The organism is Shewanella sp. SM20 (assembly GCF_025654545.1).
GTDB classification, from domain to species: Bacteria; Pseudomonadota; Gammaproteobacteria; order Enterobacterales; family Shewanellaceae; genus Shewanella; species Shewanella oncorhynchi.
In genome coordinates this window covers 24,585-37,811 of the sequence record NZ_JAKKRK010000031.1, presented here as the reverse complement: position 1 = coordinate 37,811, position 13,227 = coordinate 24,585, and the positions used below count along the sequence as shown (strand labels likewise).

The following is a 13,227-nucleotide window of genomic DNA, read 5'->3' as shown; positions in this document are numbered from 1 at the left end:
AATGAAGACTTTTACTGCTACACCAGAAACTGTAACTCGTGACTGGTTCGTCGTCGACGCAGACGGCAAAACTTTAGGTCGTATCGCTACTGAAATCGCTGTCCGTTTACGCGGTAAGCATAAGCCAGAATACACTCCACACGTTGATACCGGTGATTACATCATTGTTGTTAATGCTGAAAAAGTGACTGTTACTGGTAACAAAGCGAAAGGCAAAACGTACTACTCGCATTCAGGCTTCCCTGGTGGCATTAAGCAAATCAGCTTTGAAAAGCTGCAAGCGCAAAAGCCAGAAATGATCATCGAGAAAGCAGTTAAGGGTATGTTACCAAAAGGTCCTCTGGGCCGTGCCATGTTCCGTAAACTGAAAGTTTACGCTGGCGCAGAACATAACCACACTGCACAACAACCTCAAGTTCTTGATATCTAAACGGGATTAAGCAAATGGCTGCAACTCAGTACTACGGCACTGGCCGTCGCAAAACCTCTACAGCTCGCGTTTTCGCTAAAGCAGGTAGTGGCAACATCGTTGTAAATCAACGTCCTTTGGATCAGTATTTTGGTCGTGAAACTGCTCGTATGGTTGTTCGTCAACCTTTAGAGTTAGTTGAAATGACTGACAAGCTGGACATCTATGTAACTGTTAAAGGCGGTGGTATCACTGGCCAAGCAGGCGCAATCCGTCACGGTATTACCCGTGCTCTGATGCAATTAGATGAAGCACTGCGTCCATCACTACGTTCTGCTGGTTTCGTTACCCGTGACGCTCGTAAAGTTGAGCGTAAGAAAGTGGGTCTACGTAAAGCACGTCGTAAGCCACAATTCTCTAAGCGTTAATTCGTTTTTGGAATATCAAAAAACCCAGCCTATGCTGGGTTTTTTATTGGTTAAAAATTGACGGTATAAGAAAACTCTTTGGTTGGAGTATGCTGATATACAATAAATTTATATTAAGCGAGTGAGTTTGAGGTAAGCATGACTTTTCAGATTTTTATGCTAGCAGTGGCACTTGTGTTGGTTTTGGAAGGCCTTGGTCCATTATTATTCCCAAATAAATGGCGTCGTTATTTAAATGAACTCTCCCATCAAAATCAGCAAGTTATCCAGCGACTTGGTGGGGCATTAGTCACGGCTGGAGTCGTTATTTGGGTTATTTTTGCGTAAAAAATAGCCTGCTTGCCCTTATTAACTAAGATCTGTTAAAATTCTTTTTTAACCGCAACCTTGCAGCAAATAATGGGCAAAAACGTAGTTGTTCTCGGCACCCAATGGGGTGACGAAGGAAAAGGTAAGATTGTCGACCTTCTAACAGAACAGGCAAAATATGTAGTTCGCTATCAAGGCGGCCACAATGCTGGTCATACCTTGGTTATCGACGGTGAAAAAACCGTTCTTCATCTGATCCCATCGGGTATCTTGCGCGATAATGTGAAATGCATTATTGGCAACGGTGTGGTGCTTGCACCTGACGCCCTGATGAAAGAGATCAACATGCTGAAAGATCGTGGAGTTCCTGTTGAGGAACGTCTGTTGATCTCTGAAGCGTGTCCGCTGATCCTTCCCTTCCATTGTGCCCTTGATATTGCCCGTGAAAAAGCGCGCGGTAATAAAGCTATTGGTACAACTGGCCGTGGTATTGGACCTGCGTATGAAGACAAGATCTCTCGTCGCGGTCTGCGAGTAGGCGACCTGTTCAATGCTGAACTGTTTGCTGAAAAGCTGAAAGAAGTTATGAAATACCATAATTTTATGCTGACAGAGTACTATCAAGTCGAAGCGGTTGATTACGAGCAAACGCTAGCAGATGCTTTGGCTATGGCCGATTATCTGAAGAGCATGTGTGTTGATGTGACTGAACTATTGGATACTGCGCGTAAAGCCGGTGAGCCAATTCTGTTCGAAGGCGCTCAAGGTACATTACTCGACATTGACCACGGCACATACCCATTTGTAACCTCTTCAAATACCACTGCTGGTGGTGTTGCGACGGGTTCTGGTTTTGGTCCGCGTCACTTAGACTATGTCTTAGGTATCATGAAGGCTTACACCACTCGCGTAGGTGCAGGTCCATTCCCAACTGAACTATTATGTGAAGTCGGTGATCATTTAGGTACTAAAGGTCATGAGTTTGGTGCAACAACGGGTCGTAAGCGTCGTCCAGGTTGGTTGGATGCTGTGGCAATGCGCCGCGCAGTTCAAATCAACAGTGTTAGCGGCTTCTGCTTGACTAAGTTAGATGTACTTGATGGTCTGAAAGAAGTGAAGATTTGTGTCGGTTATCAGAATCCTGATGGCACTATCTCTAAAGTCACTCCGCTGGCCGCTGAAGGTTATGAACTGGTTACGCCGGTTTATGAAACTATGCCGGGTTGGAGCGAGTCGACTTTTGGCGCGACATCAATTGAGCAACTGCCTCAAGCAGCGATCAATTATATCAAGCGTCTTGAAGAGTTATTAGAAACACCTATCGACATTATCTCTACGGGTCCTGATCGTAACGAAACCATGATTTTGGTTAATCCGTTCAATTAAGATCTGTTAAGGCCGTGTTTCACGGCCTTTTTCTCTGCTTCTTTATGCCTTTCTCTGTTTTATTCTGCGGTTAGAAATTCAGCTCAAGCTCAAGAAATAGGTTATACTGCCGATGCAAGTATTCATCCTACTGTCATTGAGAGTCGTTATGCTACGTACAGCACTCGTTGCGCTACTGCCTTTAGTATCTTCAATGTGCTTTGCTGAAACGCAGGCGGTGGATATTTATAGTCAAGATCAATTGCTTGATTTGATCCGTAGCAATCAATACTTAGCGAAAGTGAAACGTGATGATTGCCAGTTAGTCCAAGACATTGAGGCGCGAGCCCAAGTCTTAAAACAGCCTTTATATCAATTTCTTTGGGGCGAAATGCTCAATCATGGAACGTGTGTGAAGGCTAACCCTGTGAAGGGTATTGCTTTGTTACGTGACTCGGCCGAACAAGGTAGCTCAGAAGCGATGTTAAAGCTTGCCGAGTATTATCAGAGTGGGAAATTTGTCATCCGCAATAAAGACAGAGCAGTGCATTATTTACTGCCTGCGGCTGCAAGTGGCAGTTTATCCGCTCGTATGATGTTAGTTCGTTTATTCGGTGAAGGTTATGGTAGTCCTAGGGATTACGAGATGGCCTATCACTGGTTATATAACGATGTATTTGCGGACGAGGCGACTAAGAATAAAGCCTTGTCTTTACTGCAGGTGTTAGCAGCTAAAATGCCCCCCAGTGCAGTGGCGCGGGCCCAGCAAGAACAGTTGCGAACCCGTTAAGTGGTCTCTTAATCTAGAGACACATTATTTGGATATTGAATGATCAAAGACCCTCATTTTGAGCGTGAACAGGATAAGTACGAAAACCCTATCCCAAGCCGTGAGTATATTCTCGATTACTTACGTTCTCAAAAATCACCTATCACCCGTGACAGCATTGCCGCGGCGTTAAACATCCAAGAGGAAGAACAACTTGAGGCCTTGCGCCGTCGCCTACGTGCGATGGAACGCGATGGCGAACTGGTGTTCACTCGTGGGCAAAGCTATGGCTTACCCGAGAAAATGGATCTGATCCCCGGCACTGTGCTCGGACACAGAGAAGGCTTCGGCTTTTTCAAACCCGATGAAGGCGGTGATGACTTATTTATTTCGAACCGCGACATGCTGATGTATTTCCACGGTGATAAAGTGCTGGCGCAAAAAGCGGGCACAGATCGTCGTGGCCGTCGCGAAGCGCGTTTGGTTCGTCTGATCCAGCCGCGAAGTGCCGCGATTGTTGGCCGTTATCATATCGATAGCGGTATGGCATTTGTCATTGCCGATGATAAGCGTATTACCCAAGAAATTTTAGTCGCGAATGAAGATCGCAACGGCGCCCGTCAAGGCGATGTGGTTGTGGTTGAATTAACGCGTCGCCCAGGTCGTTTTGTTAAGGCTGCGGGTAAAGTGACTGAAGTGCTTGGTAAGCAAATGGCGCCGGGGATGGAAATCGAAATAGCCCTGCGTAATTATGATTTACCCCATACTTGGTCACCTGTGATTGAGAAGAAACTGCGCCGTATTCCCGATGAAGTAACCGACGCCGATAAAGTCGGTCGTGTGGATTTACGTCATCTGCCATTAGTGACTATCGACGGTGAAGACGCCCGCGATTTTGACGATGCCGTGTACGCGGAGAAAAAAGCCGGTGGCGGCTGGCGTTTATGGGTTGCGATTGCGGACGTCAGTTATTATGTGCGTACCGATTCTGCCTTAGATACCGAAGCGCGTGCCCGTGGTAACTCTGTGTATTTTCCATCACAAGTGATCCCTATGCTGCCGGAAAAAATCTCCAACGGCCTGTGTTCGCTTAATCCCCACGTCGACCGTTTATGTATGGTCGCCGAGATGACCGTATCTGCTAAAGGTAAGTTATCAGGTTATAAGTTTTATCCGGCTGTGATGTATTCCCATGCCCGTTTCACTTATACCCAAGTGGCAGCAATGTTAGAAGGCGGGCCGATTGCGCCTGAGCATGAAGCCTTGTTCCCGCATCTGCAGTGTTTACAGTCATTGTATTTAGCGCTAGATGAGCAAAGAGCCGAGCGTGGTGCGATTGCGTTTGAAACCATGGAAACGCAGTTCATTTTCAATGAGCAGCGCAAGATTGATAAAATCGTGCCGCGTGGCCGTAATCAAGCCCATAAAATCATTGAAGAATGCATGATTTTAGCCAACGTTTCTGCGGCTAAATTTGTGAAAAAACACAAAGGCGACGTGCTGTACCGAGTGCATGAAGCACCATCTGAGCAAAAGTTGGCGAACTTTAAAGAGTTCCTTGCTGAGCGTGGTTTGACTATGCCTGGCGGACTTGAGCCAACGCCGTCAGATTACCAGAACGTGATGCTGCAAATTGCCGACCGTCCCGATGCTGAACTTATCCAAGTGATGTTACTGCGTTCTATGCGTCAGGCAATTTACACCCCAGATAATGAAGGTCACTTCGGTCTAGCCTTAGAAGAATATGCGCATTTTACCTCGCCCATTCGCCGTTATCCGGATTTAGTCTTACATCGTGTGATCCGTTATTTACTGGCGAAAGAAAGAGGCGAAGCCACAGAAAAGTGGACGCAGGATGGTGGCTACCACTATCAACTCGATGAACTCGACCAATTGGGCGAAGAGTGTTCGACTACAGAACGGCGTGCCGATGAAGCGACTCGCGATGTTAGCGATTGGCTCAAGTGCGAGTTTATGCAAGATCACGTCGGCGATACCTTTGAAGCTGTGATTGCCTCAGTGACGAGCTTTGGTTTGTTCGTGCGCTTAAATGAGCTGTTTATCGATGGCTTAGTGCATATCTCAAGCCTAGGTAGCGATTACTACCAATTCGACCCTATGCGTCAACGTCTTATCGGTGAGCACACAGGTCAAGTTTATCAAGTCGGCGATCCTGTGACGGTTAAGGTTGCTGCAGTCAACTTAGATGACAGACAGATTGATTTGGTTATGCTGGGGGATGACGGCAAAGGTGGTAAGCGTAAAGTATCTGCCAGCCGTGATAAGCCGATGACAGCCCGTGAGCGCGTTAATCGTGAAGGCGCTAAGCAAGGTAAAGCAGGCAAAACCGCGGCATCTAGCGCCAAGGCTGAAACAGGCAAAACCAAACCTAAGGCCAAAGCTGGCACTAAAGCTAAAAAAGCAGCAGTAAAAGATCCGGCTAAAAAGCCAAAAGCCGCTAAGCGGAGCACGAGAAAGAAATAAATGAAAAAACAAGATATTATTTTTGGGATCCACGCAGTTGAAGCCCTGTTAAAACACAGCCCTGAGCGCATTATTGAGTTGTGGCTGTTACAAGGTCGTGACGATGAGCGCTTAACTGTGCTGGCCGAACAGGCCAAAGCCTTTGGCACGACGATTCAAGTCGCTTCTCGTAAAGCCTTAGATGACAAAGCGGAAAGCAGCCAACATCAAGGCATAGTCGCGCGCGTTAAAGCGGCGAAAGTATTGAATGAGCAAGATTTAGATGTGTTGCTTGCTAACACTAAGCAAGCATTCCTGTTGATCTTGGATGGTGTGACGGATCCCCATAACTTAGGCGCTTGCCTACGTAATGCCGATGCGGCTGGCGTACAAGGTATTATCGTGCCTAAAGACAATTCAGTTGGCTTAACTGCGACTGTGAGTAAAGTGGCATGTGGCGCTGCGGAAACAGTGCCTTTATTCCAAGTGACTAATCTTGCGCGCACTATGCGTCACCTGCAGGATAAAGGTGTGTGGATTGTGGGCACTGCGGGCGAGGCAGATTGCGAGCTTTATCAAGCCGATCTCAAGGGATCATTAGCGATTGCCATGGGCGCGGAAGATAAAGGTTTACGCCGTTTAAGCCGTGAGTCTTGTGATTCACTGATCTCTATCCCTATGGCCGGTAGTGTGTCTAGCTTGAACGTATCGGTTGCAACGGGTATTTGCTTATTTGAAGCAGTGCGTCAGCGTCGTAGCTAATATGCTCACGTTTGCCTGATCTCACATATGCAGTATCAGGCTTGAAGTAACAACTTGCAGTAACAACTGGTCGTAATAAAAAGGCGGATTAACGATATAAAGTTAATCCGTTTTTTATTGGCCTTTTTACGTCATCGCTTTGTCTAGGCTAACCTGATTGCTATCAGTTTCATCTATTTGAGCGGCTTCAGGCTCTGCTTGCTCAATATCGAAACTAAAGGCGAGTTGTTCCTCATCACTGTCATTATCATCGATAATATCGTCATCGACGCCATCGGCCCCTAAATCATGCTCCGATTCATCTAAGTTAGCGCTTGGCGTCATATGCTCTTGAATTGATTCAACATCAACCCGTGGGTCCAACGCTGCCGCCAGTGGTGACGAGACTAAGTCGCCTGTCGCCATTATGTAGTCTTGGGTGACATTGGTTTCGACTTTTTGCTGTGAATGTACATAACGTAAACGCACAAAGAGTATTAAGGTACAGGCTGACATAAAGCCATATAACATGTTATTGCCAAACCATTGCATTAATGTCGATGCGATAAGCGGACCTATACTGGCGCCTAAGCCGAAGGTTAATAATATTGTTGCTGATAAGCCGACTCGCTCATTTTGCTCTACTCGAGAGTTGGCAAGCGCTGTGGCAAGCGGATAAAAAGTGAAACCTAAAATACCAAATAGGAAAGTCATCACCAGTGAAATCACCGGATGATAGGGGGTTAAGGCGATAGCTAAGGCTAAGATACCGAGCAATATACAGTTGATACGGATAAGGCGACTGCGGGACATAATGTCGGACAATTTTCCCATTGGCCATTGTGCCAGTAATCCCGCTAAAATCGTTGCCGTCATATACGTGGCGACTTTTTCAGGTGGTAAACCTAAGTTACTGGCGTAGGCGGGAGCGAGACCATAAAACGAACCCACTATCATGCTACCAATCGCGATTGTCGTGAGTGCTTGTGGCGCTTTTTTCCAGTAATAGGCAATTTTGAGTGGGGCAGGGACTAAGGGCGCAGGGTGAAGACGACGCGTGAGTGAAATCGGTACAATACAGAGTGAAAAACAAATCGCGATAAGTAGCAGTGGTTCTAGTCCTAATTCGGGGAAAATACTGATTGCACCTTGGCCCAAGATTAAGCCGAAGTAAGATACGATCATATAACTCGCAAACACTGTGCCCCTTTGATTACTTTCAGCTTGTTCGTTAAGCCAACTTTCTAACACCATGTATTGGCACATCATCCCCATGCCGACCACGAGTCTGAGGAGCAGCCAAACCGCTAGCTCATCCACGAGAGCATGGCCTAATGCCGATGCCGCGACTATGCCTGCACTGGCGACAAAGGCGCGGATATGGCCCACTTGAGCGATAAGTCGATGACCAATCTTAGAGCCTGCCACTAGGCCAACATAGTAGGCCGACATCATGCCGCCAATCCATATTTGTGGCACATTCATCACTGAGAGCCTGAGCCCAAGATAGGTGGTAAGCAAGCCGCCGGCTAATACCATTAATAACGTGGTGCTATATAAAGAGGCGAAAGTGCGCAGCGGATTAGTCATATACAACTCCGAAAACACAAACTAGATTGATAATGAGGAGTGAGTATATCAGGGGTTAGTGTTTATGTTGTGTTGCAAATTGTTGGTAAATCTTGATTAATTGCGCATTTCTGCTCAAAAAATCACTGAATTATGTCGGAACAACTCAAGGGGATGCTTGTGAAGCATTCACATAGACGCCAGCCGAGTAGGCTATTAGCGTCATGTTAGTCTATGTATTTCGTCGTATTTTTTAAAAGGAGTTATCTAAAAGTGTAAAGCAAGTTGAAGGTGGTGATGGTATCCATGGGTTGGCTTCCTTCTGGTACCACTTCAGTGTATTTGATGTTCATACCGATCTTAAATGCCCAATCTTGGAACACCAGATTTTTATAGTTCATATCTAAGGTGAGGGTGTTGTTGTTCTCGCCTACTTCCGCGGTGAGATCGGCATTGAGACTGCTGTATTCCTGTAGTTTTTGAGAGAATTTGGCAGCGGTACGAAGAATGACATCTTTTTCGGCATCAGGGCTGGGGATGGTTACCGATTCTGCAGGTAAGTTATATCGATAACCTGGGCCGAACTCGAGACTGAGTTTTGTTTTATAACTACTGATAGCATTGAAACCGTAACCACTCGAAAGAGTCGATATTTGCGTGTAACTACCGAATTGATCCCAAGTAAAATCACCACGTCCGAAGACATAACCCTTAGTCAGTTTATAGTTCGATTGTAACTGTAGCTCATATTTTTCGGAGGTTGTTTGACTTTTTTCTGAGGCAAAATAGGCTTTTAGTGTGGCTTCTTGCTTGGTTTGCTTTGTATCGTAAATCAGTTGGGTTCGACCATTAAAACTGCTGGATTCGGTATTGCCTGTGTTCAGTTGCAAGCCGGCTTCGATTTCCGCGGTAAAATCGCTGGGCGGTTCCTGATAATCAGGTGGAACAAGCGCAAGCGCTGGAAATGAAAGGAAAAACAAACTGATTGGCGCAATAACTTTTAGCATTATGTTTTATTCTTGGTTAGCTGATTTCAGACGTCCGAATGTAGGCGAACCGCCATCATACCTGTATTGATTGGCGAGGCAAAGTTATTGCTTGAGTTTCTGGCTTGCTTTCTGTACTATCTCGCGCTCAAATCAGTCACTATTTTTCGTTCCTTGCCTCCATTTGGTTTGACTGAGCCAATACCGAGGCTACATAACCGTAAGGAGCAATAAATGCGTCATTACGAAATCGTATTTATGGTTCACCCAGATCAAAGTGAACAAGTACCAGGTATGATTGAGCGTTACACAGGTGTTATCACCGAAGCTAACGGCACAATCCACCGTTTAGAAGATTGGGGCCGTCGTCAACTGGCTTATCCAATCCTTGACCTGCATAAAGCTCACTACGTTCTGATGAACGTTGAAGCTAAAGCAGAGACGATCGAAGAGCTAGAAACAGCTTTCCGTTTCAACGACGCAGTTCTGCGTAACATGGTAATGCGTACTAAAGTTGCCGTTACTGAAGCATCTCCAATGGCTAGAGCTAGAGATGAGCGCGATTCACGTCGTGGCCCAGCTGGCGAACGCTCATATGATGAAGCTCACGCTGAAGAAATCGCTGAGTAAGGTAATCTGTGACCACCAATAACTTGGTGTTGTCAGGAACGATAACTCGTTCAAGACGCTTTAAAAGCCCAGCAGGTATTGCACACAGTGTAATTATGTTGGAACACAAATCGCAGCGTTATGAAGCCGAAATGCTCCGCAACGTCTACGTACAAATTCAAGTGATATTGAGTGGCCCACGCTTTGAAAGCGTCGCAGAAGATCTGAAAGCAGGTGTGGAAGTACAAGTGCAAGGCTTTATGACGCTTCAACAGGGGCGTAATGGTCAGAACCGCTTAGTCATCCATGCCGAAAATGTCGAATTGAAAACTTAGGAGACTGTCAACATGGCACGTTATTTCCGTCGTCGCAAGTTCTGCCGTTTCACCGCTGAAGGTGTTGCAGAAATTGATTACAAAGATATCGTTACTTTAAAGAACTACATCACTGAAAGCGGCAAGATTGTTCCTAGCCGTATCACTGGTACTAGTGCTAAATATCAGCGCCAACTAGCTCGCGCTATCAAGCGTGCTCGTTATCTTTCTCTACTGCCATACACTGATTTACATCAGTAATTGCAGTATTCCTAATCGAATATAGAGGATTTGATAATGAACGTTATTCTGCTTGATAAAATCGCTAACCTAGGCAACTTGGGTGACCAAGTTACTGTTAAAGCTGGTTACGCTCGTAACTACCTTTTGCCACAAGGTAAAGCTGTTGTTGCTAACGAAAGCAACGTTAAAGTATTTGAAGCTCGTCGTGCTGAATTAGAAGCTAAATTAGCTGCTGAATTAGCTGCTGCTAACCTACGTGCTGAGAAAATCACTGCACTGGAAGCTGTTGTTATTGCTTCTAAAGCGGGTGATGAAGGCAAACTGTTTGGTTCAGTTGGCAACCGTGACATCGCTGATGCAGTGACTGCTGCTGGTGTTGAGCTGGCTAAATCAGAAGTTCGTTTACCATTAGGCGCTCTGCGTACTACTGGCGACTTCGAAGTTGAAGTTCAGTTACACACTGAAGTTAAAGCTGTTGTTAAAGTTTCTATCGTTGCAGAAGCTTAATTACTCCTTGCTTTAATCTTAAGAGAAACACCGCTTCGGCGGTGTTTTTTTATGGCTGAAATTTAGGATTTGAGTGTATTTAGGTTTGGATATCGACTCTGCGATGGATTTAATGCGATTAGTATAATTGCTAGGTGATATACGCCTACTCATTCAATCTCATCATCTCAAAGTGCATTCGCTGCTAAAATACGAGCCCAAATAAAAGCCGCTTACTGCAAAACAGTGAGCGGCTTTTTGTTTAGATCAACTGATTCAGCTCTGGGTGTTAATTTCTTACTAAATCCAGTTCTTTAATCAGATTATCGGCATGGTCGACTTCGTCCATCATCCACAGGATATAGCGGATATCCACGTGCACGGCACGGGTGATGGTTGGGTTGAAGAACCAATCCTTGGTAATTGCTTCATAGGTAGAGTCGAAGTTAAGGCCAACGAGTTCTCCTTTACCGTTGAAGACGGGTGAGCCGGAGTTGCCGCCTGTGGTGTCCACGCTCGATAAGAAGTTAACCGGTACAGAGTTAAATTCTTCGGGTTTGTCTAAGCAAGAGAAGAGTCTGCAAATCCAGCCGCGAGGATCTTGATAAACCGACTTCACTAAATGATTGCCAAAACGTTGTTCGCTAATCGCATCGAGGAGCTTTTTCGGCGCATTATAGGGCTCAACGCCTGTGTGTTTTGCGACTATGCCATCAAGACGAGTAAACGGCTGTTTATAGAGCGCATCACGTGATTGATAACCATCAACCATGCCATAGCTGATCCGTAGCGTACCGTTGGCGTCAGGGTAGACTGGCCAGTTGTTTGCTTTGTAGTATTCGATCACGGCCGCCATATAATCAGGGCGAGCACTAGACAGCTTGCCGTCTAAGATTTTTTCTGACTTTTCCTGTGCCATATTCGTGTCATAAAGTGCTACGGCTAAACGAATAAAGGGATCGGCACTGGTTTCGAAAGCGCTAGCATCGGCATTCATCCACGCGAGGCGCTTAGCTTGGTCTGTGAGCGTAGTGAGTGAGTACAAACCATCGAGTTTAGCTGCGAGATCGGCATCTTTAGTGTTCGCACTTAGCATTTCATCGAGTGCAGCTACGCGATTTGATTGGCTAAGGTAAGCATTTAAATCCTGTAGCCACAAAGTCTTATCAACAGTGACATCAAAACTTGAATCGATACGTTTAAGACGTGAGCTTAGCATAGCAATATCACGTTCTTGGTAGCCTTGCTCACGCTCGGCATCGGGCTTTTGTTTTTCTTTAGCAAGACGGTAGAGGCTGTTTGCTGCGGTTAACAATGTGCTAGATTGGGCATTGGTAAAGTAGTAATTACTTTGGAATGCTTGTTGTTGCTCGGCGAGTAACACTTCTAACTCAGCAATGAGATTTTGATTTAGCTTAGGGTTTTGTTTAAGCCAAGCTAAAAAATTATCTTCACGGCTTTGCTTAATGCCAATGATATCCGTTGCTTTAAAACCCGCTAATAGGCCGTTGAGTTTCTTCATCCGGTTGGCCATTGAGGCCATATTACCTGCGTACTTAATGGCGATATCGGCATCTTTTTGTCCCATAGCCTCGATAGTATCAATCTGTAATTGATAGCGCTTAGCTTGGGTTGGGTACAACCAATCACTGGCAAATTTAAGTTCACTGGTCAGGTTGTAACGGCTAGTCGTGCCAGGGTAACCCGCCACAAACACGCCGTCACCGGCTTTTACGCCATCGGCATTGACCTTAAGGTAGCTCTTTGGCTGGTAAGGAATATTATCGTCGCTATAAGCGGCAGGTTTGCCATCTTTACCCACATAAGCCCGTAGGAAGGCAAAATCACCCGAATGGCGTGGATATTCATAGTTATCAATATCGCCACCATAGCCCCCTACACTTTCAGGTGGTGCGTAGACTAAGCGCACATCGCGGATCATCAATTGCTTGATTAAGTAGTATTCTAAGCCGTTATGGAAACTGCGCACATTACAACGATAGTTAGCATCGGCTTCACAGCTTTTGATGAGCGCTTTACTGTGATTTTGAATGTCTTCGTAACGACTTAGCGGGTCTTGGCTGAGGTCTTTATTGATTTGCGCGGTAACATTGGTCACTGCTTCTGTGATGTATAAACGTTCGTTAGGACCGGCAGAGGGTTCCTTGTCCATCGATGTTGCTAAAAAGCCTTGTTCTAGGTAGTTATGCTCTTGCTTAGTGTTATATTGTATCGCCTTGTATGCACAATGGTGGTTTGTCACAACTAGCCCTTGGGGGGAGACAAAACTGGCGGTACAATAGCCTAGCCCAACCACAGCGTTCATTGGATAACTTGTCAGATCGGCCAGTTTTTCTGCCGGAATATCGATTCCGCGTTCACTGAGTTTGTCTGCAATTGAAGGCATTTGATAAGGTTGCCATTGTCCTTCGTCGGCAGTTGCTATGCCGGATGTCAGTACTAAGGCCGCAACCAATGCAATACGCATGTTCTTTCCTTATTGATTGTTAAAGTGTCCGTTGGAATGAAATAACAG

At 45.8% G+C, this 13,227-nt stretch carries 14 protein-coding genes; 11 read left to right on the top strand and 3 right to left on the bottom strand.

Going from position 1 to position 13,227, the window contains the following annotated elements; genetic code table 11:
* Position 1 precedes the first annotated feature (1 nt).
* The 7 genes from rplM to rlmB all read left to right on the top strand — a co-directional run bounded on the left by rplM (position 2) and on the right by rlmB (position 6,505).
* Entirely contained in the window at positions 2-430 is a 429-nt protein-coding gene (gene rplM, locus L5M18_RS13980; RefSeq protein WP_105251403.1) for a 50S ribosomal protein L13, read from the top strand.
* Between the two features lie 14 nt (positions 431-444).
* The gene (gene rpsI / locus L5M18_RS13975) at positions 445-837 is read left to right on the top strand and encodes a 30S ribosomal protein S9 (protein ID WP_006083052.1); all 393 of its coding nucleotides are present in this window, start codon (positions 445-447) and stop codon (positions 835-837) included.
* 138 nt (positions 838-975) lie between these two features.
* The gene (locus tag L5M18_RS13970) at positions 976-1,164 is read left to right on the top strand and encodes a DUF2065 domain-containing protein (RefSeq protein ID WP_105251404.1); all 189 of its coding nucleotides are present in this window, start codon (positions 976-978) and stop codon (positions 1,162-1,164) included.
* A 72-nt stretch (positions 1,165-1,236) separates the two neighbouring features.
* Entirely contained in the window at positions 1,237-2,532 is a 1,296-nt protein-coding gene (locus tag L5M18_RS13965; protein WP_028759421.1) for an adenylosuccinate synthase, read from the top strand.
* A gap of 112 nt (positions 2,533-2,644) precedes the next feature.
* A complete protein-coding gene (gene motX / locus L5M18_RS13960) occupies positions 2,645-3,301 on the top strand; it encodes a flagellar protein MotX (protein ID WP_113939975.1) in 657 nt (218 codons plus the stop codon).
* A 39-nt stretch (positions 3,302-3,340) separates the two neighbouring features.
* Positions 3,341-5,764 carry a ribonuclease R gene (gene rnr / locus L5M18_RS13955; RefSeq protein WP_263197409.1) on the top strand — a complete coding sequence of 808 codons (2,424 nt, stop codon included), beginning with the start codon at positions 3,341-3,343 and terminating at the stop codon, positions 5,762-5,764.
* Positions 5,765-6,505: a 23S rRNA (guanosine(2251)-2'-O)-methyltransferase RlmB gene (gene rlmB / locus L5M18_RS13950; protein ID WP_263197406.1), complete on the top strand. Its 741-nt coding sequence runs from the start codon at positions 5,765-5,767 to the stop codon at positions 6,503-6,505.
* A gap of 126 nt (positions 6,506-6,631) precedes the next feature.
* Here the strand turns inward: rlmB and L5M18_RS13945 are convergent, their stop codons facing one another.
* The gene (locus L5M18_RS13945) at positions 6,632-8,074 is read right to left on the bottom strand and encodes an MFS transporter (RefSeq protein WP_263197404.1); all 1,443 of its coding nucleotides are present in this window, start codon (positions 8,072-8,074) and stop codon (positions 6,632-6,634) included.
* 242 nt (positions 8,075-8,316) lie between these two features.
* Complete coding sequence (locus L5M18_RS13940) at positions 8,317-9,060, bottom strand: YdiY family protein (protein ID WP_168825486.1); 744 nt, start codon at positions 9,058-9,060, stop codon at positions 8,317-8,319.
* A gap of 213 nt (positions 9,061-9,273) precedes the next feature.
* On the opposite strand from L5M18_RS13940, the gene rpsF reads away from it, so the two are divergent.
* From rpsF to rplI, 4 genes are read left to right on the top strand one after another with little or no spacing between them, the layout of a single operon-like run.
* Positions 9,274-9,669: a 30S ribosomal protein S6 gene (rpsF, locus tag L5M18_RS13935; protein WP_105251410.1), complete on the top strand. Its 396-nt coding sequence runs from the start codon at positions 9,274-9,276 to the stop codon at positions 9,667-9,669.
* Positions 9,670-9,677: 8 nt separating this feature from the next.
* Positions 9,678-9,983: a primosomal replication protein N gene (gene priB / locus L5M18_RS13930; protein WP_105251411.1), complete on the top strand. Its 306-nt coding sequence runs from the start codon at positions 9,678-9,680 to the stop codon at positions 9,981-9,983.
* Between the two features lie 12 nt (positions 9,984-9,995).
* Entirely contained in the window at positions 9,996-10,223 is a 228-nt protein-coding gene (rpsR, locus tag L5M18_RS13925) for a 30S ribosomal protein S18 (RefSeq protein ID WP_006083042.1), read from the top strand.
* A gap of 36 nt (positions 10,224-10,259) precedes the next feature.
* Positions 10,260-10,712: a 50S ribosomal protein L9 gene (gene rplI / locus L5M18_RS13920; protein WP_113939970.1), complete on the top strand. Its 453-nt coding sequence runs from the start codon at positions 10,260-10,262 to the stop codon at positions 10,710-10,712.
* A 268-nt stretch (positions 10,713-10,980) separates the two neighbouring features.
* On the opposite strand, the gene L5M18_RS13915 is transcribed toward rplI, so the two are convergent.
* Positions 10,981-13,179 (bottom strand): S46 family peptidase, encoded by a 2,199-nt coding sequence (locus L5M18_RS13915; protein ID WP_263197402.1) that lies wholly within the window; start codon positions 13,177-13,179, stop codon positions 10,981-10,983.
* Between the last annotated feature and the right edge of the window lie 48 nt (positions 13,180-13,227).

Coding starts and splice junctions, on each gene's coding strand:
- rpsI (WP_006083052.1), top strand. CDS start 445: ATGGCTGCAACTCAGTACTACGGCACTGGCCGTCGCAAAACCTCTACA.
- L5M18_RS13970 (WP_105251404.1), top strand. CDS start 976: ATGACTTTTCAGATTTTTATGCTAGCAGTGGCACTTGTGTTGGTTTTG.
- L5M18_RS13945 (WP_263197404.1), bottom strand. CDS start 8,074: ATGACTAATCCGCTGCGCACTTTCGCCTCTTTATATAGCACCACGTTA.
- rplI (WP_113939970.1), top strand. CDS start 10,260: ATGAACGTTATTCTGCTTGATAAAATCGCTAACCTAGGCAACTTGGGT.
- rplM (WP_105251403.1), top strand. CDS start 2: ATGAAGACTTTTACTGCTACACCAGAAACTGTAACTCGTGACTGGTTC.
- rpsR (WP_006083042.1), top strand. CDS start 9,996: ATGGCACGTTATTTCCGTCGTCGCAAGTTCTGCCGTTTCACCGCTGAA.
- rnr (WP_263197409.1), top strand. CDS start 3,341: ATGATCAAAGACCCTCATTTTGAGCGTGAACAGGATAAGTACGAAAAC.
- L5M18_RS13915 (WP_263197402.1), bottom strand. CDS start 13,179: ATGCGTATTGCATTGGTTGCGGCCTTAGTACTGACATCCGGCATAGCA.
- rlmB (WP_263197406.1), top strand. CDS start 5,765: ATGAAAAAACAAGATATTATTTTTGGGATCCACGCAGTTGAAGCCCTG.
- motX (WP_113939975.1), top strand. CDS start 2,645: ATGCAAGTATTCATCCTACTGTCATTGAGAGTCGTTATGCTACGTACA.
- L5M18_RS13940 (WP_168825486.1), bottom strand. CDS start 9,060: ATGCTAAAAGTTATTGCGCCAATCAGTTTGTTTTTCCTTTCATTTCCA.
- rpsF (WP_105251410.1), top strand. CDS start 9,274: ATGCGTCATTACGAAATCGTATTTATGGTTCACCCAGATCAAAGTGAA.
- L5M18_RS13965 (WP_028759421.1), top strand. CDS start 1,237: ATGGGCAAAAACGTAGTTGTTCTCGGCACCCAATGGGGTGACGAAGGA.